21 protein-coding genes are annotated in these 24297 nt (G+C 61.9%); 8 read left to right on the top strand and 13 right to left on the bottom strand.

Annotated features, from left to right (window positions below; all coding sequences use genetic code 11):
* Positions 1–83 precede the first annotated feature (83 nt).
* On the top strand, positions 84–2420 hold the full coding sequence (gene fecA, locus CPH89_RS16290) for a TonB-dependent Fe(3+) dicitrate receptor FecA (protein ID WP_053254555.1): 2337 nt from the start codon (positions 84–86) through the stop codon (positions 2418–2420).
* On the opposite strand, the gene CPH89_RS16285 is transcribed toward fecA, so the two are convergent.
* Positions 2417–3289 carry a LysR family transcriptional regulator gene (locus CPH89_RS16285; protein WP_053254554.1) on the bottom strand — a complete coding sequence of 291 codons (873 nt, stop codon included), beginning with the start codon at positions 3287–3289 and terminating at the stop codon, positions 2417–2419. The genes fecA and CPH89_RS16285 overlap by 4 nt on opposite strands.
* A gap of 106 nt (positions 3290–3395) precedes the next feature.
* On the opposite strand from CPH89_RS16285, the gene CPH89_RS16280 reads away from it, so the two are divergent.
* Entirely contained in the window at positions 3396–4907 is a 1512-nt protein-coding gene (locus tag CPH89_RS16280) for an MFS transporter (RefSeq protein WP_053254553.1), read from the top strand.
* Positions 4908–4966: 59 nt separating this feature from the next.
* On the opposite strand, the gene CPH89_RS16275 is transcribed toward CPH89_RS16280, so the two are convergent.
* Positions 4967–5377, bottom strand: coding sequence for an HPF/RaiA family ribosome-associated protein (locus tag CPH89_RS16275; protein WP_053254552.1), 411 nt, complete (start codon positions 5375–5377; stop codon positions 4967–4969).
* 213 nt (positions 5378–5590) lie between these two features.
* Positions 5591–6538 (bottom strand): LysR substrate-binding domain-containing protein, encoded by a 948-nt coding sequence (locus tag CPH89_RS16270; RefSeq protein ID WP_053254551.1) that lies wholly within the window; start codon positions 6536–6538, stop codon positions 5591–5593.
* A 137-nt stretch (positions 6539–6675) separates the two neighbouring features.
* Between CPH89_RS16270 and CPH89_RS16265 the strand changes: the two genes are divergently transcribed.
* The 3 genes from CPH89_RS16265 (at position 6676) to CPH89_RS16255 (ending at position 10017) form a co-directional block, all read left to right on the top strand.
* Positions 6676–8052, top strand: a complete 1377-nt coding sequence (locus tag CPH89_RS16265) for an L-serine ammonia-lyase (RefSeq protein ID WP_053254550.1) — start codon at positions 6676–6678, stop codon at positions 8050–8052.
* Positions 8053–8114: 62 nt separating this feature from the next.
* Positions 8115–9401: a serine/threonine transporter gene (locus tag CPH89_RS16260; RefSeq protein WP_053254549.1), complete on the top strand. Its 1287-nt coding sequence runs from the start codon at positions 8115–8117 to the stop codon at positions 9399–9401.
* Between the two features lie 298 nt (positions 9402–9699).
* On the top strand, positions 9700–10017 hold the full coding sequence (locus CPH89_RS16255) for a DUF3509 domain-containing protein (protein WP_053254548.1): 318 nt from the start codon (positions 9700–9702) through the stop codon (positions 10015–10017).
* On the opposite strand, the gene CPH89_RS16250 is transcribed toward CPH89_RS16255, so the two are convergent.
* Positions 10014–10502, bottom strand: a complete 489-nt coding sequence (locus CPH89_RS16250; protein WP_017135172.1) for a phosphate-starvation-inducible protein PsiE — start codon at positions 10500–10502, stop codon at positions 10014–10016. The genes CPH89_RS16255 and CPH89_RS16250 overlap by 4 nt on opposite strands.
* 248 nt (positions 10503–10750) lie before the next feature.
* Between CPH89_RS16250 and CPH89_RS16245 the strand changes: the two genes are divergently transcribed.
* On the top strand, positions 10751–11011 hold the full coding sequence (locus CPH89_RS16245; protein ID WP_016974596.1) for a YebG family protein: 261 nt from the start codon (positions 10751–10753) through the stop codon (positions 11009–11011).
* Between the two features lie 55 nt (positions 11012–11066).
* Here CPH89_RS16245 and CPH89_RS16240 read toward each other — a convergent pair whose 3' ends face one another.
* Positions 11067–12086: a Glu/Leu/Phe/Val dehydrogenase family protein gene (locus CPH89_RS16240; RefSeq protein WP_053254547.1), complete on the bottom strand. Its 1020-nt coding sequence runs from the start codon at positions 12084–12086 to the stop codon at positions 11067–11069.
* A 186-nt stretch (positions 12087–12272) separates the two neighbouring features.
* Between CPH89_RS16240 and CPH89_RS16235 the strand changes: the two genes are divergently transcribed.
* A complete protein-coding gene (locus CPH89_RS16235; RefSeq protein WP_053254546.1) occupies positions 12273–13076 on the top strand; it encodes a SirB1 family protein in 804 nt (267 codons plus the stop codon).
* A 21-nt stretch (positions 13077–13097) separates the two neighbouring features.
* On the opposite strand, the gene CPH89_RS16230 is transcribed toward CPH89_RS16235, so the two are convergent.
* From CPH89_RS16230 to hmgA, 4 genes are all read right to left on the bottom strand, one after another.
* Positions 13098–14468 carry an MFS transporter gene (locus tag CPH89_RS16230; RefSeq protein ID WP_053254545.1) on the bottom strand — a complete coding sequence of 457 codons (1371 nt, stop codon included), beginning with the start codon at positions 14466–14468 and terminating at the stop codon, positions 13098–13100.
* A 133-nt stretch (positions 14469–14601) separates the two neighbouring features.
* Positions 14602–15246 carry a maleylacetoacetate isomerase gene (gene maiA / locus CPH89_RS16225; protein WP_053254544.1) on the bottom strand — a complete coding sequence of 215 codons (645 nt, stop codon included), beginning with the start codon at positions 15244–15246 and terminating at the stop codon, positions 14602–14604.
* A gap of 12 nt (positions 15247–15258) precedes the next feature.
* On the bottom strand, positions 15259–16545 hold the full coding sequence (gene fahA / locus CPH89_RS16220) for a fumarylacetoacetase (protein WP_053254543.1): 1287 nt from the start codon (positions 16543–16545) through the stop codon (positions 15259–15261).
* 3 nt (positions 16546–16548) lie between these two features.
* Complete coding sequence (hmgA, locus tag CPH89_RS16215) at positions 16549–17832, bottom strand: homogentisate 1,2-dioxygenase (protein WP_053254542.1); 1284 nt, start codon at positions 17830–17832, stop codon at positions 16549–16551.
* A 120-nt stretch (positions 17833–17952) separates the two neighbouring features.
* Here hmgA and CPH89_RS16210 point away from each other — a divergent pair, with 120 nt between their 5' ends.
* On the top strand, positions 17953–18732 hold the full coding sequence (locus CPH89_RS16210; RefSeq protein WP_053254541.1) for an IclR family transcriptional regulator: 780 nt from the start codon (positions 17953–17955) through the stop codon (positions 18730–18732).
* 1 nt (position 18733) lies between these two features.
* On the opposite strand, the gene dacB is transcribed toward CPH89_RS16210, so the two are convergent.
* The 4 genes from dacB to CPH89_RS16190 all read right to left on the bottom strand — a co-directional run bounded on the left by dacB (position 18734) and on the right by CPH89_RS16190 (position 24274).
* A complete protein-coding gene (gene dacB, locus CPH89_RS16205) occupies positions 18734–20191 on the bottom strand; it encodes a D-alanyl-D-alanine carboxypeptidase/D-alanyl-D-alanine endopeptidase (protein ID WP_053254540.1) in 1458 nt (485 codons plus the stop codon).
* A 273-nt stretch (positions 20192–20464) separates the two neighbouring features.
* Entirely contained in the window at positions 20465–22879 is a 2415-nt protein-coding gene (locus tag CPH89_RS16200; protein ID WP_053254539.1) for a TonB-dependent siderophore receptor, read from the bottom strand.
* 108 nt (positions 22880–22987) lie between these two features.
* Positions 22988–23923: a glutathione S-transferase family protein gene (locus CPH89_RS16195; protein ID WP_053254538.1), complete on the bottom strand. Its 936-nt coding sequence runs from the start codon at positions 23921–23923 to the stop codon at positions 22988–22990.
* A gap of 75 nt (positions 23924–23998) precedes the next feature.
* Positions 23999–24274 (bottom strand): GIY-YIG nuclease family protein, encoded by a 276-nt coding sequence (locus CPH89_RS16190; RefSeq protein WP_053254537.1) that lies wholly within the window; start codon positions 24272–24274, stop codon positions 23999–24001.
* Between the last annotated feature and the right edge of the window lie 23 nt (positions 24275–24297).

The raw sequence follows: 24297 nt of genomic DNA, 5'->3' as shown, positions 1-24297 counted from the left end.
TACCCGCAAGTGAGCCGATTTCCACACCTCGCGTGACAGAGAAGGAAAGCCACCTTGATCTTTCCTTCTCAGGACCGCTCTTCATGCCCCAGCAACCGACGCTTCTCGCCCGCACCTTGCGCCAACTCCTACTGGGCGCCAGCCTGAGCCTTACCGTGCTGCCGCAGGTGATGGCTGCCGATGCCAAGCCGTATCACATCGCCCCGGCGACCCTGGAAGCAGCGCTGAATCAATTTGGGCGTGAGGCTGGCGTGTTGATTTCTTTCGGTTCCGAGGTCACCGCCGGCATGCACAGCGGTGGGTTATCGGGCAATTACAGCGCTGCCGAAGGCCTGCACAAACTGCTGGAGGGCACCGGCCTGCAAGCCCGTGCCGAAGGTGATAACGCCTACAGCCTGCAACCGGCCAACGGCCCCGCAACCCTCGAACTGCAAACCTCAAGCGTGGTCGGCGACTGGCTCGGCGACGCGGCGCAAACCAACGTGTTCGAACACCCCGGTGCGCGTGATGTGATCCGCCGTGAAGAATTCGAGCGCCAGGGCGCGACCCAGGCCCGTGACGTGCTCAACCGCATCCCCGGCGTCAACGCCCCGGAAAACAACGGCACCGGCAGCCACGACATGGCGCTGAACTTCGGCATTCGCGGCCTCAACCCGCGCCTGGCCTCGCGCTCCACCGTGCTGATGGACGGCATCCCGGTGCCCTTCGCACCGTATGGCCAACCGCAGCTGTCCTTCGCGCCGATCAGCATGGGCAACATGGACGCAGTCGACGTGGTACGCGGCGGCGGTGCGGTGCGCTACGGCCCGCAAAACGTCGGCGGCATCGTCAACTTCGTGACCCGCGCGATCCCGGATGCGCCGACGGTCAAAGGCGGCTTGCAGACCGAGACCAGCCCATCCTCCAGCCACGATGGTTTCAAAACCACCGGCAACCTGCTGGCCGGCGGCACCGCCGACAATGGCCTGGGCGGCGCGATCCTGTACTCCGGCACCCGTGGCGGTGACTGGCGCGAAAACAGCAACACGCGCATCGACGACCTGATCCTCAAGGGCAAATACCAACTGGACGACGCCAACAGCTTCAACGCCATGGCGCAGTACTACGAGGGCCAGGCCGATATGCCCGGTGGCTTGAACGTCAAGGACTACAAGGCTGATCCGTATCAGTCCACGCGCCCCTACGACAAATTCTGGGGCCGCCGTACGATGTTCAACGCCGGTTACCGCTACCAGCAAGACCGCCGCGAATTCACCGCCAACACCTTCTTTACCACCACGCTGCGTAACGGCTACCTGGACCAGGGCAACTTCCTCTCACTGTCACCCCGCGAGTATTGGGTGCGCGGCCTGGAAACCCGCTTCGCCCAAGGCTTCGACATCGGCCCGAGCAGCCATGAAGTGGGCGTCGGTTACCGCTACATCAACGAAGCCGGCCACGAATTGCGCTACCGCACGCCGATCAGCGCCAACCAGCAGTTGCCGACCACCAACAGCCGCAATGACCGCGACACGCGAGGTGCCACCGAGGCCAACGCGTTTTTCGTCGACGACCGCATTGATATCGGCAAGTGGACCATCACCCCGGGCGTGCGCTACGAGATGATCGAGTCTCAGCAGACCAACAACCTGACGAACGTGAAGTACAAGGGCGATTACAACACCGCACTGCCGGCGCTGAATGTGCTTTACCACCTCACCGAAGACTGGAACCTCTACGCCAACACCGAAGGCTCATTCGGCAGCGTGCAGTACAGCCAAATGCCGAACCGGGTGACCAGCGGCGAAGTGAAACCGGAAAAAGCCCGTACCTGGGAGCTCGGCACGCGCTATGACAACGGCACCTTGCGTGCGGAAATCGGTGCGTTCCTGATTAACTTCGACAACCAGTACGACAGCAACCAGACCAACGATTCGGTGATCGCCCGCGGTGAAACGCGTCATCAGGGCATCGAGTCGAGCATCAACTACGCGCTCGACGGTTTGAGCCCGGTGCTCGCAGGGTTTGATGTGTACGCCACCTATGCCTATGTGGACGCGACCATCCGTGAAAACGGCCCGAACAAAGGCAACCGCGTCCCCTTTTCGTCCAAGCACAAAGGCACGCTCGGCGTGGGTTACACCGAAGGCCGCTGGAAACTCAACCTCGACAGCAGCTACCAGAGCAGCCAGTTCGCCGACAACGCCAATACCCAGGCTGAGACCGCCGACGGCGCCAACGGACGCATCCCCGGCTACATGCTGTTCAGCAGCCGCGCGGCGTATGACTTTGGCCCACAACTGTCGGACTTGAACGTGGCCGTCGGGGTGAAAAACATCTTCAACAAGCAGTATTTCACCCGCTCGTTCGACGACAACAACAAGGGCAAATACGTGGGCGAGCCGCGCACCGTCTACGTGCAAACCTCCATCGCGTTCTAACTGCCCGCCAGGCAACTGGGGGTCGCCGCGACCAGGGCGTCGATGGCGCAGCGCGTCTTGGCCGGCATGTGCGTGGCCGTGGGCCAAATCACATGGATCGGCGCAGGCTGGTCGCGGTAGCTGGGCAGTACCGCTTCCAGTTGGCCACGCAGCACATAGTGCGCAATCAACCAACTCGGCAACCAGGCCAGGCCCACGCCAGCGATGGCGGCATCGGCCACGGCCTGGAGGTCGTCCAGCACCAAAGGCGAGGTCACACCGGTGCGATGCGAATGAGCGCAACGGTAGGCAATGCCTCGGTGACCGGCGAGGTCCTCGATACGCTCTATCGGCCCGACACGCTGCAGGTAGGCCGGCGAAGCGGCCAGGCCCACGGACTGTTCACCCAGGCGGCGTGCACTCAGGCGGTCGGTATCCGGGAGCGGGCCGATACGCACGGCAACGTCGAAACCTTCCTGGGCCAGATCTGTCAGCCGGTCAGAAAAAGAAATCTCGATCTCCAATTGCGGGTATCGGTCCATCAACCCCCACAAAGCAGGCGCCGCATAGTGGTGACCAAAGGCCAGCGGCAAGCTTGCCCTTAGCCGTCCACGCGGTTGCTGGCGGCCACTCTCGAGCACCGATTCGGCGGCCTCCAACTCTGCCAGTGCACGCAGGCAATGCTCATAGTAGGCCTGCCCGTCCTCGGTCAGACGCTGGCGGCGGGTGGAGCGCTGCAACAGGCAGGTGCCCAAACGGGCTTCCAACCGCGCCAAACCCTTGCCCACCGCAGAACGGGTGAGGTTCAGGCGTTCGGCAGCTTCAGTCAGGTTGCCGCTCTCGACAATTTGCAGGAAGAGTTCAACGCCATCAAAACGCGGGGTGGCCATGAGTCTATTGTCGCCCTTGATTCCCTTATTGACGGAAAAGTTATCACAAATAAAGAACCCTGTTCCCGCGAGAATAGCGCTCTCACCCAATCGAAAGGAACCACCCATGCCGCCCGCCACCGCTGTATCGGTCGTCAGCGCCCCGCGCACGGCCAGAGATGGCCTCGCCCTCACCGCCGTCTGCCTCGTAGCCCTGATGTTCGGTCTGGAAATCTCCAGCGTGCCGGTCATCCTGCCGACCCTGGAGCAGCAGCTGGGTACCGGCTTTCAGGACGCGCAATGGATCATGAATGCCTACACCCTGGCCTGCACCAGCGTGTTGATGGCGGCGGGGACATTGGCCGATCGCTTTGGGCGCCGACGCATGCTGGTGCTGTGCTTGTGGCTGTTTGGGTTGGCCTCGTTGGCGTGTGGGCTGGCGAACGACGCGTCCATGCTGATCACCGCACGTTTTGTCCAGGGCGTGGGTGCCGGGGCGATGATGATTTGTCAGTTCGCGATTCTTTCGCACCAGTTTCGTGAACCGGCGGCACGGGCGCGGGCCTTCGCAATATGGGGGGTGATCGCGGGCGTGGGCCTGGGCTTCGGCCCGATGGTGGGCGCGTTGATCTTGGCCGTAGCAGACTGGCGCTGGGTGTTCCTCGTGCATGGGCCGCTCACCGTGCTGACCTTGGTGTTATTGCGCATCAGCGTCGAGGAATCCCGCGACCCGGCCGGCCATCGTCTCGACATTGCTGGCATGCTGACCCTGACGCTGTCGGTGTTTGCGCTGGTGTACTTCATCACCCAAGGCAGCGAGAACGGCTTCGGCGCACCGGCCATGCTCGGTTGGGCAGGCTTGTCACTGGGCGGGCTGCTGCTATTTATCCTGATTGAACGGCGTAGTACTCACCCGATGTTCGACTTCTCGGTGTTCCGCATCCAGCGCTTCAACGGCGCGCTGATGGGCTCGATCGGCATGAATTTCAGCTTCTGGCCATTCATGATCTACCTGCCGCTCTACTTCCAGGCCGGCCTGGGATACGACACGATGACCACTGGCGGCGCGCTGCTCGCCTACACCCTGCCCACGTTGCTGGTGCCACCGTTGGCCGAACGTCTGGCCTTGAGCTACGGCGCAGACCGCATCATTCCCTTGGGCCTGGGCTTGATGGGCGCAGGATTTATCAGCATGGCGGCGGCCAATGGTGCCGAGCATCCGAGCATTGCCTGGGTGCTTGTCAGCTGCGCGATGGCCGGCGTCGGGTTGGCGCTGACCAACTCGCCCACCACCAACACCACCACCGGCTCAGTGTCAGCCGACCGCGCGGGCATGGCCTCAGGCATCGACCTCAGTGCCCGGTTGATAACCCTGGCACTCAATATCGCGCTGATGGGGTTGGTGCTGTTGCTGGGAATCAGCCATCACCTCGCAAGCCTGCTGCCCCACACCACGGCAATGGAGTGGCCAGAAATCAGCCAGCATCTTGCAGCGGGCAAGCTGGACGTGTTGGCGCTGGCCCGCCCCGATGCGCAGGCTGCGCTGCGCCACGGCGTCGGTTGGGCGATGCTCTTTGCGGGTTTGGGCGCTTGCGGGTTGGCGACGTTGAGCGGGTATTTTTTCCGGCGCGCCCAATAAACGAAAACGGGCCTGCAACTGCAGGCCCGTTTTCGTGGGGATGAAAGAACCGTCAGCTATCAGCTGTTAAAGACCGCACGTTCTTTTTCCAGAAACTCCTGTTCAAGCTCGTCTTCATTCACTTTGGTGGTCGGCTGGCTTTTCCCGGCAGCGCGTGGCTTGCCTTGCAGTTTGCCGAACAGATGTTCCAGCGCATGCTCCAGCTTGACGGCTGCGCCGTCGATTGCCTGTTCCAGAGTATCGGCCTTATGAGCGACCGACAGCGGTTGATGGCCCTTTGGCCGTGCTTCCAGACGGCAGCTTAAATCATGAGGACCGGGCTTATCGCCGTTCTCATCGCGCAGGTAGACTTCGACGCGGGTCAGGTGTTCTTCATAATGTTCGAGCGTGCTCTCAATGGTCGTACGTACCCACTCCTCCAGTCGGATGCTGCTTTCAATATGGTTATCGCTATTGACTTGGATTTGCATAGTTCTTCCCTTATTTCAGCTAGCTCGCGAGAGGTCACAAACTGCAACACCGGGGTGGTGAAACCATGACCTCTTGATTACACAATTGAGCAGTCAGGAGAACATTTCAACCCCTTTGCAAAGATAAATCCCACATTACAAATTAAGTCTGACTACGAGCAAAAACGCTGTTAGGGTGGGGAGTTAGTTACATCTTCTTACGCCCAGCGAACCTTACAATTGCCCCTCCCCCAATGGGTGCAATCCGCGAAAAATCCCCGCTTCCTCCACCAGCCAGTCATGCACCGCGCGCACGCCCGGATGGCTTAATGCGCCCGGCGCGTAAAGCAAAACGTAGCGTTTATGGTTGGGCACCGCCAGGCCAAACGGCACGATCAAGGTGCCGCGCTCCAGCTCATCGTTGAGCAACGTGCGTCGCGCGATGGCCACGCCCATGCCGGCGATGGCAGCCTCGATGGTCAGGTGGTTGCGGTTGAAGGTGTGCCCGCGCCGCACGTCGGCTTGGTGGTAGCCAATGGCGTTCAGGTAAAACTCCCACTCGGCGTATTCATAACTGCCACGCCAGGCGGTGATGTCGTGCAACAGCGGGAAATGCACCAGGTCAGCCGGGCCATGCAAGGGCGGACGGCCGCGCAACAGGCTGGGCGCGCACACCGGGAAAATCTGCTCATCGAGCAGGGCTGTGGATAACAGGCCAGGGTAGCTGCCGTCGTTCAAATCGATGGCCAGGTCGAAGTCGCCCTCGTGCAGCGCGATGCTGCTGTCTTCGGCGACCATGCGCAGCTGGATATCCGGAAACCGTTGCTGCAGGCGTGGCAAGCGTGGAGTCAGCCACTTGCCGAGAAACGAGGGAATAGAACGCAAGCGCAAGGTGCCGCTGATCATCCCTGCGTCCAAGCGCTGCAATTCAGCATCGATGCTGCCGTAGGCCTCCCCCACCGTCGCCGCCAACCGCTGCCCTTCGGCACTCAGTTCCACCCCGCGCGCGCGCCGATGGAACAACCGAAAGCCCAGACGCTCCTCCAACTGGCGAATTTGTTGGCTCACCGCCCCCGGCGTGATGTGCAGTTCTTCGGCGCAGCGGGTGAACGACAGATGCCGCGCAGCACAGGAAAACACGTGCAGCCAGACATACGTCTGGCCATGAAGGGGCCGGGCCATAGGGTTTAGTCCTGCTAAAGGGTGTCTTAGGATAATTCGTTGGTCAGTGCCGATCCAGAGGCCCAGTATCGCGCCAATTCCGCTCGTCCTACAAAACATGGCAGCGATTTCTACTCCATTGCTTGTAAGGCTTTAGCATGGCTATCAGTGTTTTCGATCTATTCAAGGTGGGCATCGGCCCTTCCAGCTCGCATACCGTCGGCCCTATGCGCGCGGCGGCGACCTTCGCCCAAGCCCTTACCGACCAACATTTGCTGAACGACACACGCCGTGTCGAAGTGCGTCTGTACGGCTCGCTGTCCGCCACTGGCATCGGCCATGCCACCGACCGCGCCTGCGTGATGGGCCTGATGGGCGAATGGCCAGACAAGGTCGACCCGACCTCGATCAACACGCGTATCCAGCAAGTGCGCGAGTCCGGCCGTTTATTGCTCGCGGGCAAACAGGACATTGCCTTTAATTGGCACACAGATCTGCTACTGCTGGACGAAAGCCTGCCCTACCACCCCAATGCCATGTCCCTGCATGCCCACGGCGACAGCGGCCTGCTGAGCGAACAAACCTATTACTCGGTAGGTGGCGGTTTCATCATCGAAGCGGCTGAAGCGGCCTCGGGCATTGCGCCGACCAGCGATGTGGAATTGCCTTACGACTTTTCCAGTGCCGTCGAACTGCTGGCCCTGTGCAACAAGCACGGCCTGCGGGTGTCGGAATTGATGATGGCCAACGAGCGCGCATGGCGCAGCGATGCAGACATCCGCAGCGGGCTGCTGCACATCTGGTCAGTGATGCGCGAATGCGTGGAGCAAGGCCTGCGCGATGAAGGCATCTTGCCAGGCGGCCTGGATGTGCCGCGCCGTGCGGCGAAATTGCACCGCAGCCTGTTGGAAATCGGCAAACCCAATGTCATCACCTCGACCTTGTCGGCCATGGAATGGGTCAACCTGTTCGCCCTCGCCGTCAACGAAGAAAATGCGGCCGGCGGGCGGATGGTCACTGCGCCGACCAATGGCGCGGCGGGGATCATTCCGGCCGTGCTGCATTACTACATGAAGTTCAACGCGGACGCGTCTGACGATGATGTCGTCAATTTCTTCCTCGCTGCGGCCGCCGTCGGCATCCTGTGCAAGAAGAACGCCTCAATCTCCGGCGCCGAAGTCGGTTGCCAGGGCGAGGTGGGTTCCGCCTGCGCCATGGCCGCCGCCGGCCTGGCTGACATCCTCGGCGCCACCCCGGAACAACTGGAAAACGCCGCCGAAATCGGCCTGGAACACAACCTCGGCCTGACCTGCGACCCGGTCGGTGGCCTCGTGCAAGTGCCGTGCATCGAGCGCAACGCCATCGCGGCCGTCAAAGCCATCAATGCCACACAAATGGCCCTGCGCGGTGACGGTAAACACTTCATTTCCCTCGACCGGGTGATCCGCACCATGCGCGATACCGGCGCCGATATGCATGACAAATACAAAGAAACTTCACGGGGCGGCCTGGCGGTCAGCTGGGTGGAGTGCTGATCGGAGCACTTTGACCCGCCCCATACGTGAGCCCGCGCAAAAATAATAACGAGGCAATACCGATGACCGATGTACGTACACCTGCTGCTGAACAGCCTGTTTCACAGACCACCGCAACAACCGGCTGGACCAAACACGACACCACCTGGATGCTGGGCCTGTACGGCACCGCCATCGGCGCAGGCACCTTGTTCCTGCCAATCAATGCCGGCGTCGGCGGCTTCTGGCCGCTGATCGTGCTGGCGTTGCTGGCCTTTCCGATGACCTTCTTTGCTCATCGTGGGCTGACGCGTTTTGTATTGTCAGGCAAATCCGGCGACATCACCGACGTGGTCGAAGAACACTTCGGCGTCGGCGCCGGCAAGCTGATCACCCTGCTCTACTTCTTCGCCATCTTCCCGATCCTGCTGGTGTACAGCGTGGCGCTGACCAACACCCTGAGCAGTGTCATGGAACACCAGCTGCACATGGCCCCACCGCCCCGGGCGATCCTGTCGCTGGTGTTGATCCTCGGTCTGATGGCCATCGTGCGCTGCGGCCAGGGCGTGATCGTCAAGGCCATGAGCGTGCTGGTGTACCCGTTCGTCGCCGCCCTGCTATTGCTGGCCGTGAGCCTGATCCCCAACTGGAACGGTGCATTCTTCGCCTCGGCCAGCGAGGGCATGCCGTGGCCGCTGTTCTTCAAAACCCTGTGGCTGGCGATCCCGGTGATGGTGTTTTCCTTCAACCACTCACCGATCATCTCCGCGTTCGCGGTGGACCAGAAGCGCGTGTATGGCGCCCAGGCCGAGCGCAAAAGCAGCGGCATCCTCGCCACTGCCCACGGCATGATGGTGTTGACCGTGATGTTCTTCTGCTTCAGTTGCGTGCTGGCCCTGTCGCCAGCTGACTTGGCTGCCGCCAAGGCGCAGAACATTTCGATCCTGTCGTACCTGGCCAACCACTTCCAGACGCCGGTAATCGCCTACGCCGCGCCGTTGATCGCGCTGGTGGCCATTACCAAATCCTTCCTTGGCCACTACATCGGCGCCAGCGAAGGCTTCCAGGGGCTGATCGTCAAATCCTTGCGCGGGCGTAATCGCTCGATGTCGCCCAAAGGGCTGGAACGCTGCACCGCACTGTTCATGGTGCTGACCTGCTGGGCCGTGGCGACCTTCAACCCAAGCATCCTGGGGATGATCGAGACCATGGGCGGGCCGATCATCGCGTGCCTGCTGTTCCTGATGCCGATGTACGCGATTCGCCGCGTGCCATCGCTGCGCCAGTACTCGGGCCAAGTGTCGAATGTGTTTGTGGTGGTGATCGGGCTGATTGCGCTGTCTGCGATCGTTTTTTCGGTATTGCCCTGAAATAGCCCACCGACCTGAAGAACGACTCAATACAAATATGGGAGGGGGCTTGCTCCCGATGGCGGTCCTTCAGCCGAGCATTTATTGGCTGATACTCCGCTATCGGGAGCAAGCCCCCTCCCACATTGGCAGGTCACTGGGGATCGATTGCTTTACGGCACGCGCCTTGCTGTAGAGCTCATGAGGCAAACGGACTTTGTGAAACCTCAGCGACGGAGTGGCCGATGGTCAGGCAACGCGAACTAATCCTGACACCGGTCGTCAATGACTGCATGTTCTTATCAGGCGGTAACGCACCATGGACAATCCTTTTCAGATCATCACCGACACCTTCACCCCCAACTACCGCGTCAACCTGAGCATCCAACGGCTGGATGGCAGCATCATGCTGACCCTCTCGAATGAGGACGGCGTGGTGGCCAAACGCATGATCAGCGCCGAACAACGCAACGACCCGCAGCGGCTCAAACGGCTGGTGCAAAGTATTCAGTTCGGCATCGCCATCGAGCAGGGCCACAGCGCCATGGAAATCCTCACGGTGATGACGGACGGCGACAGCCACAAACTCCTGCAGCGCCCGCCCGCCCGCACCTTGCCCTTCAGCGTCGGGCTTTAAAGCTCGCCCTTCTCGGTTTCCAGGCTCGCTTCGCCCTTGCGGCGCGGGCCTTCAACCTTCACCGACGGAAATGCCGACGACGCGTAGCGCACCACCAGAATCGAAAACGCCAACAGCAGAATGCCGCCACACAGGTAGATGATGCCGATGTCAGGCGGGTTGTGGTGCGACACATTGGAGATCAGCAGGCGCGTCAGCGCAGTGATCGCCACGTAGATCAGGAAGCGCACCGGCATGTGGTTGGTCTTGAAGTAAATCCCGACCATCGCGCCCAATTCCAGGTAGATGAACAGCAGCAAGATGTCATCGATCTTGATGTGCCCGGTCTCCAGCATCCCCAGAAACTCCATCACCGCTGCCCAGGCGGTCACCGCACCAATGGCGAACAGCGCCAGGTAATGGAACGTCTCGACGAACAGATTGCCCAGCGACTCGGCCAGCCCATGGACTTGCTGACGCAGCTTTTCGGCCCAGTTGATTTTCACGATGATACTTCCTTAGGTCGGCTCGACCGGATAGTGCGGGTTGGACGTGACGGTTGTTCTGCATGCAGAAAAAAGGCCAGAGGCACGTATAAGATGATGGCGGCGTGACATGAGGCACGCCAAACCTGTATTTACGGGCTACATTAAAAAACTGCTACCCAAACCTCAGGGTTTGGCTTACTCTTTTAGCTGTATATAAATACAGTAGTCGCAAAAGACAACTATCGTGAAGGCATGTGAGGTGGTGAATGGCCGTCGAAGTGGTATACCGCAGCAGCCGAGATCTGGAGCGTTTGTTCATGGATAAAGCCGAAGCTGACCGTCATGACAAGATGCTTGAACTCGCTGAGTTGCTGGCAGAAGTGTTGCAAAAAGCCGTGCCGTCCCTGAGCGAGCAGCAGGTGGAAGAAGCCGGGATCTACATGGCGAAGAACCGCGATGTATTTGCCAAGGCGTTCAAGAGCCAACCGGACGCTTTGTCCGAGTTGCTGAACCCGACGGCGGAATAAAGCCCGAATTGAACAGGCCCTGAATCAATGATTCAGGGCCTTTTTAATGCCTGGCCTATTTGTACAGCAGGCGCTCGGCCAACTCATCCGCCACCCGTGCGGGGGAGCGTTTTTCGGCCTGGGCGTGGGCGAAGATTTCGGTGAGGCGCGTACCGATGTTCGACAAGTGCGCGGTAATGTCCGCCAGCTCGGCACCGCCGTGTTTGAGGGCAACGTAGATCAGGCCGCCTGAGTTGATCACGTAGTCCGGGGCGTAGAGGATGCCGCGCCCTTCCAACTGGTCGGCGACGTCCAGGGTGGTCAGTTGCGCGCTGGCAGAACCGGCCACGGCGGCGCACCGCAATTGGCCGACGCTGTGCCGATTGAACACCGCACCGAGGCCACAAGGGGCGAGGATGTCGCAGGGCGTGCTGAGTAAGGCGTCGTTGGCGATTGGGTGCGCGCCGAGTTGCTCCATGGCGAGTTGCACTTTGCCGTGGTCAATGTCGCTCACCAGCAATTCGGCTCCCGCGGCATGCAGTTGTTCGGCCAGCGCGTAACCGACATTGCCCAGGCCTTGCACCGCGACGCGCAAGCCTTCGAGGTTGTCGCTGCCCAGGCGGGCCATGGCCGCGGCGCGGATGCCGGTGAACACGCCCATGGCCGCATGGGGCGCGGGGTCGCCGGCGGCGGTGGTGCTGGTGACGAAGCGTGTGTGCTGGGCGATGCAGTCCATGTCGGCCACTGACGTGCCGCTGTCGATCGAAGTAATGAAGCGGCCATCGAGTTTTTCAATGCAACGGCCAAATGCTTCAAACAAGGCGGCGCGGCTTTCCACGTGCACGGGACGGATGATCACCGCCGTCCCGCCGCCCACCTGCAGGCCGGCCAGGGCGGCTTTGTAGCTCATGCCTTGGGCCAGACGCGCGGCATCCGCCACGGCACTTTCATCGTCGGGGTACGCGAGATAACGGCAACCGCCCAAGGCCGGCCCCAAGCGGCTGTTGTGAATGGCGATGACCGCCTTCAGCCCGGTGACCGCGTCGACACTCAGGTGCAGCGACTCAAGGCGGGTGCTGTGCATAAGCGCAAACATCGTCGAGCTCCCGAATCACTTCTGGTAGAGGCCCAAGTATAGGCTTGCGGTAGAAAACTGCCGAAGTGCGCTGGAATAAGCCGCCGGATTTCGTGGGATCTGCGACATAAGCAGGTGGGTTATTGCTTAAGTCACTGGACGAAAATTCTCAGCAAGGCTAAAACGGGGCATCCGCCGGAGAACGCAATGAATCCCCGCACAGCCTTTTTCGCCTGCCTGGACCGTTCACCCCCTGCGCTGTTTGAAGCGGCGCTGTGGATTGCTGCCGAACACGACTGCGCCGTGCAGCCCGTGCAGATCCTGCAAGACCTCATCGTGTTGCAGCAACAGGTCAGCGTTGGCATGCCCATGTTGCCGGCGGATGAACTCGGCCAGCCGCTGCTACGGCGCATGAATGACTTGGGCTTCGCTCAGGATGACTTTACCCCGCTGCGCCCGGCGGCCGCCCTGCTCGACAAGGTATTGCAACGCAAACGCGGACAACCCCTGGCCATGGGCCTGATCGCACTTGAGTTGGCGCGGCGCCTGAATATCCCCATGGTGGGCGTGAACTTCCCAGGCCACTTTCTGCTGCGGGTGCCCGGCGCCGATCACCTGCTGGACCCCTGCGGCGGGCGGCGCCTGTACCCGAATGACTGCCGTGAATTGCTGCATCGCCAGTACGGGCCGAACCTCAAGTTGCAGGCCGACCACCTGCACACCGCCGAGCCGCGTTCGATCCTGCAACGGTTGTCACGCAACCTGCGCCAACTGCACCTCTCCAATGACAACCCGCTGGCCGCGCTGGTCGACGCCGAACGCGTGCTGGAACTGGGCAATGCCAGCGCCGCCGACTACCTCGCGCGGGCCAGTTTGTACCAGCGTCTGGACTGCCCGAGTGCCGAACGTTTTGACCTGGAACACGCCCTGCTGCTCAGCGAGGACCCGATCCAGCGCCTGCGCCTGACGGAGCGGCTGGGGCACCTGCCGCCCAACTCAGTGGTGCATTGACTCACCGCATCAATCGGCCGATCAGTGATTGGCCGGGGCTTTGAGAATGTCACTGTGCAGGGGGCTCTTTGGCTTCGCAGCGCCCGGCGAGCGCACTTGAATGATCAACAGCGCCGCAATCACCGCTGGAATCGCACAGAAGAAGAAAATCTGCTGCACCGGAATATGCATCGCCAGCAACATGCTGCCAAACAGCGGCCCCAGGATTGACCCGAATCGCCCCACGCCCAACGCCCAGCCAGTGCCGGTGGCGCGCACGTGCGCCGGGTAGAAGTTACTGGCGAAGGCATTGAGGGTCAGTTGCCCACCGATGATGCAAAACCCGGCGGCGAACACACAGGCCACCAGATAGCGCGGATTGTCGTGGTTCAGGCCCAGCAACAGGGTGCATACCGCCGCCGCTGCCAATACGCCGGACAGCAGCCGTACCTTGCTTTTCAGGCGGTCGGCGAACCAGGCCATGCCGATGGCGCCCAAGGTGCCGGCGAACAGGAACATCGAGGTCACCAGGTTGGCTTCGTTCAGCGCCAGGCCACTTTCCAGTAACAACGACGGCAGCCAGCTGATCATGAAATACAGCAGGATCAGGCTGACGAAAAAGGTCGCCCAGAGCAACACCGTCGGGCGCGCGTAACCCTTTCGGAACAACTCGACCACCGTGAGTTTGCTGCCCTGCTCCTGAAGGTTTTCGGCGTCGCTCGCCAACGGCGGTTGCCAGTCGGGCAGCATGCGTGCCGTGACTTTGCGCAAGCGCACATACGGCGGCGCATCCCGCAGCAGGCGCGGCAGGGATTCCGGCAACCGCCACATCAGAAAAGGAAACAGCAGCAATGGCGTCACACCGCCCGCCAGGAATACCGCCTGCCAACCGAAGCCATCGATAAACCCTGCGGCCACGAAACCACCCGCCGCGCCGCCGAACGAGAAACCGCACGCGGCCAGGGTCACCATCAAGGTGCGCATCCGCGGCGGCGAATATTCCGACATCAACGCCATGGCACTCGGCATTGCGCCGCCCATGCCAATACCGCAGATAAACCGTGCGGCCATCAGCGTGGTCAGGGAGTTGGCAAACACCATCAACACCGTGAGGCTGGCGTAGATCAGTACACAGCCGAGCAGGATGCGCCGCACACCAAAGCGGTCAGCCAGTGGCGTCACCAGCAACGAGCCCAGGGTCAGGCCCAGCAGGTTGGCACTGAATACCGGGCCGAATGCCGCTTTTTCCAGGCCCCAATCCTTGGCCAATGCGGGTACCACATAGCCCAGCACCTGCGCGTCGTAGCCATCGGTTACCAGCAGCAACGCCAGCAACAGGAGAATCAACCACTGATAGCGCGACACCGGACGGGCGTCGAGTGCCGCGCGAAAGCTGGCAATCTGATTGTGCATCGCAAGGTACCTGTTATTTTTATGAGGATGTCGCCGATCAAAATGTGGCAGCGGGCTTGCTCGCGAAAGCGATGTGTCAGCGACAAATGTTTCGACTGATCCGACGCATTCGCGAGCTAGCGCCTACATTGATTCAGGATGCTTCTGGGGTATCCGGTTGATTAGCCGGATGCGCCTGCACAAACGCCGGATGCTGCGCCGCCAACGCCGCCACACGCCCAATGCGTGGGTACGCCGCCAACGGCACCTTGAAGCGTTCGGCCGCATACAGCTGCGGAATCAGAAACGCATCCGCCATCCCCGGCTGCTCGCCAAAGCAAAAGCCTTTATCGCCAATCAACTGCTCGACTGCACCCAGGCCCTGGCTGATCCAGTGGCCGATCCACGCCAGCAATTGCGCCTCGTCATGCCCCCACTGGCGCAGCAGGTTCTGGGTGCTGGAGTTGTGCAACGGGTGAATATCGCAGCCGATGATCGACGCCACCGCGCGCTCATGGGCACGGGTCGCGAGGTCTTTGGAAAGCAGCGGCGCCTGTGGATAACGTTCGTCCAGGTACTCGATGATCGCGGGCGACTGAATCAACAGCTCGCCCTTGTCGGTACGCAACGCCGGCACTCGGCCTTGCGGGTTGATCGCCAGGTACGCCGGTTGGCGATTGGCGCCGCCGGCCGGCACCAGCAGGTTGACCGGTACGGCGCTGTAGTCCAACCCCTTGAGTGCCAAGGCAATACGCACCCGGTACGACGACGTAGAGCGGTAGTAGGTATAGAGTTCCATCGCCCTGCCCTCTTAGCGCGCCGCGACCACCGTGCCACGGCATTCGCCGAAGCCGATGGAGGCAAACCCTTCACGGCTGCAACGGGCGCGCAGGATGATTTCGTCACCGTCCTCGAGGAATTTACGCACCTCGCCCGACGCCAGTTCAATCGGCTTTTTGCCGCCTTCGGTGATTTCCAGCAGGCTGCCGAACTGCCCCGGCTGCGGGCCGGACAAGGTGCCCGAGCCGAACAGGTCACCGGCCTGCAACTGGCAGCCGTTGACGCTGTGGTGTGCAACCATTTGCGCCACGGTCCAGTACATGTGCTGGGTGTTACTCAGCGTCAGGCGATGGGCCGGCAGGTGTTGCTCGCGCATTGAGGCGGTGGTCAGCAGCACCTCCAGCTCGATGTCAAAGCCGCCTGCCGCCTGGTCACGCGTGTCCAGCAGGTACGGCAGCGGTTGCGGGTCGCCGTCGGGGCGTGCCGGTTGGGCTTTGCGGAACGGCGCCAGCGCTTCGGCCGTCACCACCCACGGCGAGATGCTGGTGATAAAGCTCTTGGACAGGAACGGGCCCAGTGGCTGATATTCCCAGGCCTGGATATCGCGCGCCGACCAGTCGTTGAGCAGGCAGAAACCGGCGATATGTTCGGCGGCGTCACCAACCGCAATCGAGTCGCCCATGGCATTGCCCTGGCCAATCCAGATGCCCAGCTCCAATTCGTAATCCAGGCGTGCGCAGGGGCCGAAGGTTGGCTCGGTCTGGCCGGCGGGCAGCGTCTGGCCTTTAGGCCGGCGTACCTCCGTGCCTGAGGGGCGAATGGTCGAGGCACGGCCGTGATAACCGATTGGCACGTACTTGTAGTTCGGCAGCAATGGGTTGTCGGGACGGAACAGTTTGCCGACGTTTTGCGCGTGTTCGATACCCACGTAGAAGTCGGTGTAATCGTTGATTTTCGCCGGCAGGTGCATCTGGCAGTCTGCTGCGCGGTGCAGCACCTGCGCTTCACGGGTTTGCAGCTTGCTGCCTTGCGCGAGCAGCGCCAGCAGTTGCTCGCGCAAGGCCACGCGCGGGCCACGGCCCAGCTCGAAAAAGGCGTTCAACTGGCCGCCGGCGGTGGCTTCAACGGCACGGCGGGCTTCGCCGTCGAACGCGTCCAAAGCAGCGTGCAGGTCAAGAATCGAATCGCCAATCGCCACACCGCTACGCGGTGCCGAACCGTTGATGCTGAACACGCCCAACGGCAGGTTCTGCAACGGGAAATCACGGTGACCGTTGGCGGAGTCCACCCAGCTGCGGGTTAGCGTTGGTTGCGTCATGGGTTATCTCCGGTTCGGGTTGAAGGTGGCGGGCAGCGAAGCCCAGCACGCGTCGTAAGTGTTTTGCAGTTGCGGGCATTCCAGGGCGAACTGCGTGGGGCGCAGCACTTGGCTGGTCTCGAACATAAACGCCATGGTGTTATCAATCTTGTGCGGCGCCAGTTCCACGTTGATGGCCTTGGTGCACGTCTCGCCGTCCGGACCATGGGCGCTCATGCAACTGTGCAACGACGCACCCCCGGGCAGGAAGCCTTCGGCCTTGGCGTCGTAGGCGCCCTGGATCAGGCCCATGTATTCGTTCATCAGGTTGCGGTGGAACCACGGCGGCCGGAAGGTGTTCTCGGCGACCATCCAGCGCGGCGGGAATATAACGAAGTCGAGGTTGGCCAGGCCATGCACGCTGGTGGGCGAGGTCAACACGGTGAAGATCGACGGGTCCGGGTGATCGAAACTGACGGTGCCAAGGGTATTGAAGCGGCGCAGGTCGTATTTGTACGGCACGTTATTGCCGTGCCAGGCGACCACGTTCAGCGGCGAATGGTCCAGCTCACAGGCCCACAACTCGCCGAGGAACTTCTGTACCAGCGTGGTCGGCTTTTTGAGGTCTTCGTAGTGCGCGACCGGCGTCAGGAAGTCACGCGGGTTGGCCAGGCCGTTGCTGCCGATAGGCCCCAGGTCCGGCAGGCGCAGCGGCGCGCCGTGGTTTTCGGCAACGTAGCCGCGCGCTTGGGCGTCCAGCAGTTCGACACGGAATTTAAGGCCGCGCGGCAGCACGACGATGTCCAGTGGCTCGACGTCCAGCACGCCCAGTTCGGTGGCGATGCGCAGCCGGCCCTGCTCGGGGACGATCAACAGTTCGCCGTCGGCGTTGAAGAACACCCGCTCCATGGAACGGTTGGCGCAGTAGTTGTAGATGCTGATGCCTGAGGGGCTTTCAGCCCCTGAGTTGGCCACCATGCCGACGAGGCCGTCGATAAAGTCCGTCGGCTCGTCGGGCCTGTCCAACGGGTTCCAACGCAGACGATTCGGCGTCACGGCGCCCAACGGCCCACCGGCCAGTTGCCGCTCAAGCTTCACGAAGGCCGGGTGATTGGCCGATGGCTGAATGCGGTACAACCACGTGCGTCGGGCTTCGCTGCGCACCATGGTGAAGGCGGTCCCGGAAAACAGTTCGGTGTACAGGCCGTAGGGGGCTTTTTGCGGGGAATTCTGGCCGACGGGCAGCGCGCCAGGCAGGGCTTCGCTGGCGAATTCATTGCCGAAGCCCGACAGGTATTCGAGGTTCATGGAGCATCCTCAGTACGGAAGTTGTTTTTATCGTAATCCAGTTACGCATAACGTAATTTGATCACTATCGACCGTCAAGCTATAAAGACGCCCATTCATCTCTCGGATTCTCGTTGCCCCATGGAAAAGCCCCGCGACACCGGTAAACAGAAAGTCCGCTCGGCCGAAGTGGGCACCGATATTCTCAAGGCCCTCGCTGAACTGTCCCCGGCCACCTCGCTGTCGCGCCTGGCCGAGCACGTGCAGATGCCGGCGAGCAAGGTCCACCGCTATTTGCAGGCACTGATCGCCTCGGGGTTTGCCGAACAAAACACCGCCACCAACCACTATGGGCTGGGCCGCGAAGCATTGCGCGTGGGCCTGGCGGCGCTGGGCAGCATGGATGTGTTGAAAGTCGGCGCCCTGCCCCTGGCGGAGCTGCGGGATGAACTGAATGAAACCTGCTTTCTGGCCGTGTGGGGCAACCAGGGCGCGACCGTGGTGCACATCGAGCCGGCGGTGCGCGCGATCACGGTGGTGACGCAGTTGGGTTCGGTGTTGCCGTTGCTCAGCTCGTCCACCGGGTTGGTGTTCAGCGCTTATTTACCTTCGCGGGAGACCGTCGAATTGCGCGAGCGTGAGATTCAGGCCGGTAGCGCCCACGCCCTGGCGGATGACCAGGCCTACGCCACCGCGTGTGAACAGATCCGCAACCGTGGCCTGCACTTTGTGCACGGTTTGCTGATGCCCGGGGTCGATGCATTGTCGGCGCCGGTGTTCAACGCGGTCGGGCACGTGGCGGCGGTGATGACCGTGGTCGGCCCCACCTCGCTGTTCCACGCCGATGAAGACGGCCCGGCGGCGCAGCACTTGCTGGCGGCGACCCGGGCGGTGAGTTGGCGGATGGGCTATCAGCCCTGAATCAATCGTCCCAACGTGACAGGGCCAGCGCCACGCGGTTCTCCAGGCCCTTCACCTGCGCGCCGGCCACCACGTAGTTATTGGTCAGCATCGAGAACACCAACTGGCGCCCGTGGGCATCGGTGATGTAACCGCTCAATGACGACACGCCGCCCATGGAGCCGGTCTTGGCGTGCAGATTGTTTTCAGCGCTTGTGCCGCGCAGGCGATAACTCAGGCTGCCACCGGTCATGCGCTCGGTATTGCCGGCAATCGGCAGCGCGTTGTACCAGGCGTTGAACCACGGCTGTTTGCTCGCAGCCAGCAGCAGGTCGGTGAGGGTTTGCGACGACACCAGGTTACGCCGTGACAGGCCGGAGCCGTCGACCTGGCTCAGCGTCGCCGTGTCCAGCCCCTGGCGCTTGAGAAACCCGGCCACCGCCACCACACCCGCCGCCGCCGTGCCGCTATTGGCGGTCTTGCGGCCCATGGCCTTGAGCAGGGCTTCGGACATGTTGTTGTTCGAGAGTTTGAGCAGCGGCGTGATCAGTGCCTGCAACGGCGCCGATTGGTGCTCGGCCAACACTGTCGCCGTGGCCGGGCTGGCAGCGCCCATCACACGACGCCCCAGCACCGTAATGCCCTGCTGCGCCAACGCCTGTTCAAACAGATTGGCCACCAGTTGCGTCGGCTCCCACACACTGACCAATTGTTCGCTCTGCCGCCCCGCCGCTACGGCGCCACTGAGCTGCAACAGGTTGGTGCCATGGCGACGGTTGATGCCATAGGTGTTGCCGGGCCCGCTGACCGCGCGGTTACTCAGTTGCAGGTAGTCGGTCGGCGGGAAGATCTCGACATTCACCGGCTGCCCTACGCGCACCGGCGCTTTGGCCGTGACCAGTACGCTGCCGGCATCAAAATCCGCGTTGGGTGACACGGTCAGCGCGGAAATCTGCGCGCCGTAGTAGGTGGTTTCATCATCGTGGGACCAGTCGACACCCAGCCGCTCGGCGTCAAACCAGGTGTCGTCGAACACCAGGTCACCCTGCACCTGGCGTACGCCCTGGCTGGCCAGTTGCGCCGCGAGGGCCTGGTAATCGGCGAATTGAATGGTGGGGTCACCCAGACCGCGCAGGTACAGGTTGCCGGTCAGGCGATCGCCCTGGCGGATGCCATTGCTCAACAATTGCGTAGAAAACCGGTACTGCGGCCCCAACACATCCATCGCCGCCGCGGTGGTCAGCAGCTTGAGGTTGGAGGCGGGCACCAGCCGTGTGCGCGGGTTGTGCTGATACAGCGTGGCGCCACTGCGGGCATCACGCACCAGCAGCGACACCGAGGCGCCGTGCAGCGCCGGGTCGGCCAGCAACTGGTCGAGGCTGTGCCCGGTGGCCGTCTTTGACGGTGTGGCGCAACCACTGAGTAACAGGCCAAAGACTAGCGCCGTTGCGCTGGTGTGTATCCATCGTGCCAACCGCATAAACCTGGCTTTCCTGAATCGGCGAAAGTGCGCAGCTTGGTTAATTCAGCGCGTTCAATCAAGTGCCAGGGTGGTGATCGAGAACGTTCCGACCTGAAATAGCGGGCCAGGCGTGGCCTCGGCTTTACTCGGCGCGGGTTGCAAAACGATCAACATCGGCGCCTCACCGCGACAGGTCACCCACTGCCGCAGGCGCCCAACCTCCTCGGCAAGCGCGCTGGGCGTGGAGCACTTGGCAAATCAGCTGGGATGATAACCCGGCGTATTTTCTCATCAGAAGGTCAAGGTACTGGAGACCGATACCTGCCGCGCATCGCCGATGGACACAAACTGCGTGTTCACCGACGAGGTGTAGTAGGTGCGATCAAACAGGTTCTTCACATTGAGCTGGAACTTGACCTTCTGCCCGTCGATCTTGGTGTCATAGCTGGCGAACGCATCGGCCACGGTGTAGCTCGGCAGTTCGAAGCTGTTAGCCGCGTCCCCTGCCCGCTCGCCCACATAGCGAGCTCCGGCGCCGACGCGTAGCTGGTCACCGCCCAGAATGCTGCCGAAGTCATACACGGCCGACAACGACGCGGTGTTCTTCGCCACGTTTTGCAGGTCGTTACCCTTGTATTTGCTGTCCTCAACCACCACCGCATCGGTGTAGGCATAGCTGCCGATCAGGCTCCAGTTGTCGGTCAATTGCCCACTGGCGTCCAGCTCCAGGCCACGCGAGCGCACCTTGCCGGCCACGCTGTACACCGAAGTCAGCCCATCCCCCACTTGCACCAGCACATTGCGCTTTTCGATGTTGAACAAGGCCGCGCTCGCGGTGATACGCCCAGGCATGTCGAACTTGGTGCCCAGCTCCCACGCTTTGGACTGCTCCGGCTCCAGGCTGCCATCCAGCACCGTTTTGTTGGCCAGCGGCGCAATGGTGGAGTTGGGTTTGAACGACTCGGTGTAGCTGCCATAGAACGACAACGCGTCGGTGTAGCGGTACACCAGGCCCGCACGCGGCACCCACTTCTGGCCGTTGCCATCGGTGTTGGCGGTGAACGGTACGCCTTTGCCAGCGTACTGGTCGTACATCTGATAGCGCGCACCGCCGACCAGAATCCACTGGTCATTCAGGTGGATCGCATCCTGGAAGAACAACGAATCACTGCGCAACAGGTCGGTCTGGTTGCTGTCCGCGGCGCTGACGGTGCTCCCTGCGACTTCGTTGCCGTACACCGGGTTGTTGTAGTTGAAGACACCGCGCGGCGCTTGGCGAATCAGGTCGGCCCGGTAGATCTTGCGGTACTCATCGTCGAGGCCGAACACCAGGTCGTGCTGCATCCCGGCGACATCGACCTTGCCTTCCAGGCTGGCAGTCGCGAAGCGGTCGGTGGTCAGCGCGCCTTGAGTGCCGTCCATGCTGCGGGTCAGGGTGCCGTTGGGGTTGACCTTGACCACGCGCACTTGGCTGGCGTCGTAGGTTTCGCGGTTCCAGCTGTAGCCGAAGTGGGCTTTCCAGTCGTCGTTGAGGTCGTGGTCGACTTGCAGGCGATACAAGTCGGAGCGGCCTTCCATATTGTTGAACGGCTCATCCAGGCGACGGGTCGCGGGGATGTTCAACGGGTGGTTGGTCTTGGGGTCGATGGCCGTGCCGCGGTCGAACGGCGAGAGGAATTCGCGGTGCTCATACGCGAAGACCACCTGGGTGGTGTCGCCGTACCAGGCCAGGGACGGTGCCACCAGCGTCTCGCGGTGGGTGCCGTAGTTGCGCCAGTAATCTTCGTCTTCATGGTCGACGATCAGCCGATAAGCCAGGCCGCTGTCACCAATCGGCCCGGTGGTATCGAGGCTGCCGCCGCTGCCGTTCTTGCCGTCACCGAAAGTCGAGCCGCGTGCGGTCAATGAGGTGGACTGCACCAGCTCGGGCTTTTTGCTGACGATATTGACCACACCACCCGGGTCCTGGATGCCGTACAACAACGACGATGGCCCCTTGAGCACCTCAACGCGTTCAGCCGTGGCGCTCAAGGCGCGGCCCTGCACGACGGGCATGCCGTCTTGCATGATCGAGCCATTACGGTTGTCGCCAAAGCCACGCAGCATCACCGCGTCCTGGGTGCTGCCGAGGGTATTGGCCTGGGTGATGCCGCTGATGTTGCCCAGGGCGTCATCCAGGTTGCGCGGTTGTTGGTCGCGCAGCACTTGGGCGGGCACCACATTGACGGTTTGCGGCGTTTCCAGCAGCAGGCCACGGGATCGCATCACCGAACTGGTGGGCGGCGGCTGGTAGCTGGTGCTGTCCTGTACGGGGTTGGCACCGCTGATGGTGGTGGCGCCAAGCGTCAACGCGCCGCCGGTGGGCAGCGGCTCCAGGGCCAAGGTGCGCGCATCGATCTGGCGGAAGGTGAACCCGGTGTTGGTCAGCAGGCGCTGCAGTGCCTGGGTTGCGCTCATCTGCCCATTGATCGCCGGGGCGTTGAGGCCGTAGGGCGCTTCATCGGTGTAGATCACGCTGAGACCCGTGACCCGGCTGAAGTCGTTCAGGGCCTGGGGCAACGGCTTGGCCGCCAGCGCAAAGTTGAACTGGGCGCTTTGCTGCTCTTGCGCCTGGGCGACGCAAAGCGGCAGCAATGCCAACCCCGACACCGTCAATACCGAGGCTCCCAGCCACTGTTTTACCCAACCGCCCGCCGTCGACTTCATGCTGTGAGAACCCGTGTAGAAAAGCTGTTAATGCGAATACATCGCAGTTTCAAGCACTACACGGATGGGCGGTGGATTTACCTCACCTTATTTTGAAAATAATTTTGCTTAGTGCGCCTGAATGCAGAAGCCCATGCGTGGGAAGTGCACATGCACAACGCCGGCGCGTTCGTCGGTACGGCGCAGGATCAGCTGTTCGCGCCCGACAAACAGCAGTTCTCCAGCGACGGGGTCGGTGCCGTAGTCAGTGGCGGCAATCGTCACTGGCTGGCCGGGCTTGAAACCGTTCAAGTCTTCGAACGGCTCATCTGGCAAGGCGGCAGGCGCCGCGTTACGCGCCACGTCCAGGGCTTGCTCGGCACTCATCTCACTGGCGGTGCCATGGCCAAAGCTCAGCACCCGGTCCAGCCAGGCGGCGACGGCCGGGTAAGCGTCAACCAGCGGCGCCGTCACCGACGAGCCTTTAAGGAACCACAACGGATGGGCCAGCGAGAAGTCGGCAATCGACGGTTCGCCGAACAGGAAGTCGCCCGGCTGATGCTGCAATTGCTGGTCGATGCGGCTGACAATCGCCGGCCATTGGTGCCTGGCCTGCTCCAGTTGCACGCGAGCGGCTGTTCCGCCGCTGAACAGCTTGGCGCGGTCAGCCACCAGCACCTGGATCATTTCCGGCGGCACCTTGGCGAACTTGACGGCCAGGGATTCCGGCTGGAACACCAGCGCCACCGCTTGGGCAAACACCACCGAATCCGCCCACGCCGCGAAGCTTTGAGTGACCAGCTCCAGGCCCAGCGGAAACAGCGCCGGCGTGGTTTTTTCCTGCTCCAGGCGGCGAGCGATCAACGCGGTATCGCAGTAAATATCAGCGCCGACCTGCAACACCGGCGTCTTGCGATAGCCGCCGGTCAGGGCCGTCAAATCCGGTTTGGGCATCACCGGCGCAATGCGCACCGAACGCCAGGACAACCCCTTGAAGCCCAATAACAGGCGGGCTTTTTCAGCGAAGGGTGATTGCGGGTAGTGGTGAAGGATCAACTCAGACATGCCAGGCTCCGCCCAATAAGTGAACCGCTAGCTTAGCCTGCCAAATCGCGCAGGGGGATGATGGGGCCTTATCAGTCAGATTGATGGGCCATGCGCTGCCAGGCATTCCTTGGCGCTCTTCTTTAATTTCTTGATCAGCCGTTCCTGGCGCAGCGCTTCGCCTTTGGAAGCACACTGTTCGGTGTACACCAGCGCGACCGCTGGACTTGAGAGAAAGAACCGCGCGCCCTTGCCGCTTTGGTGGGCGGCAAACCGACGCACCGGGTCATTGCTGATGCCGCAATACAGCGAGCCATTGGCGGCGCGCACCAGGTAGACAAACCAGGGTTTGGGTTCAGGAAGATCAGTCACAGGTCGTGTCGGCAAACCAGAGG

It is taken from the genome of Pseudomonas fluorescens, from assembly GCF_900215245.1.
In the GTDB taxonomy this organism is placed as follows: domain Bacteria; phylum Pseudomonadota; class Gammaproteobacteria; order Pseudomonadales; family Pseudomonadaceae; genus Aquipseudomonas; species Aquipseudomonas fluorescens.
Note: the sequence above shows the minus strand (reverse complement) of the source record. Positions and strands in the feature narration are given on the sequence as shown.

What these genes read in the sequence shown, in the direction of transcription:
- fecA (WP_053254555.1), top strand. Translation starts at nt 84, where the DNA reads ATGCCCCAGCAACCGACGCTTCTCGCCCGCACCTTGCGCCAACTCCTA.
- CPH89_RS16285 (WP_053254554.1), bottom strand. Translation starts at nt 3,289, where the DNA reads ATGGCCACCCCGCGTTTTGATGGCGTTGAACTCTTCCTGCAAATTGTC.
- CPH89_RS16280 (WP_053254553.1), top strand. Translation starts at nt 3,396, where the DNA reads ATGCCGCCCGCCACCGCTGTATCGGTCGTCAGCGCCCCGCGCACGGCC.
- CPH89_RS16275 (WP_053254552.1), bottom strand. Translation starts at nt 5,377, where the DNA reads ATGCAAATCCAAGTCAATAGCGATAACCATATTGAAAGCAGCATCCGA.
- CPH89_RS16270 (WP_053254551.1), bottom strand. Translation starts at nt 6,538, where the DNA reads ATGGCCCGGCCCCTTCATGGCCAGACGTATGTCTGGCTGCACGTGTTT.
- CPH89_RS16265 (WP_053254550.1), top strand. Translation starts at nt 6,676, where the DNA reads ATGGCTATCAGTGTTTTCGATCTATTCAAGGTGGGCATCGGCCCTTCC.
- CPH89_RS16260 (WP_053254549.1), top strand. Translation starts at nt 8,115, where the DNA reads ATGACCGATGTACGTACACCTGCTGCTGAACAGCCTGTTTCACAGACC.
- CPH89_RS16255 (WP_053254548.1), top strand. Translation starts at nt 9,700, where the DNA reads ATGGACAATCCTTTTCAGATCATCACCGACACCTTCACCCCCAACTAC.
- CPH89_RS16245 (WP_016974596.1), top strand. Translation starts at nt 10,751, where the DNA reads ATGGCCGTCGAAGTGGTATACCGCAGCAGCCGAGATCTGGAGCGTTTG.
- CPH89_RS16240 (WP_053254547.1), bottom strand. Translation starts at nt 12,086, where the DNA reads ATGTTTGCGCTTATGCACAGCACCCGCCTTGAGTCGCTGCACCTGAGT.
- CPH89_RS16235 (WP_053254546.1), top strand. Translation starts at nt 12,273, where the DNA reads ATGAATCCCCGCACAGCCTTTTTCGCCTGCCTGGACCGTTCACCCCCT.
- CPH89_RS16230 (WP_053254545.1), bottom strand. Translation starts at nt 14,468, where the DNA reads ATGCACAATCAGATTGCCAGCTTTCGCGCGGCACTCGACGCCCGTCCG.
- maiA (WP_053254544.1), bottom strand. Translation starts at nt 15,246, where the DNA reads ATGGAACTCTATACCTACTACCGCTCTACGTCGTCGTACCGGGTGCGT.
- fahA (WP_053254543.1), bottom strand. Translation starts at nt 16,545, where the DNA reads ATGACGCAACCAACGCTAACCCGCAGCTGGGTGGACTCCGCCAACGGT.
- hmgA (WP_053254542.1), bottom strand. Translation starts at nt 17,832, where the DNA reads ATGAACCTCGAATACCTGTCGGGCTTCGGCAATGAATTCGCCAGCGAA.
- CPH89_RS16210 (WP_053254541.1), top strand. Translation starts at nt 17,953, where the DNA reads ATGGAAAAGCCCCGCGACACCGGTAAACAGAAAGTCCGCTCGGCCGAA.
- dacB (WP_053254540.1), bottom strand. Translation starts at nt 20,191, where the DNA reads ATGCGGTTGGCACGATGGATACACACCAGCGCAACGGCGCTAGTCTTT.
- CPH89_RS16200 (WP_053254539.1), bottom strand. Translation starts at nt 22,879, where the DNA reads ATGAAGTCGACGGCGGGCGGTTGGGTAAAACAGTGGCTGGGAGCCTCG.
- CPH89_RS16195 (WP_053254538.1), bottom strand. Translation starts at nt 23,923, where the DNA reads ATGTCTGAGTTGATCCTTCACCACTACCCGCAATCACCCTTCGCTGAA.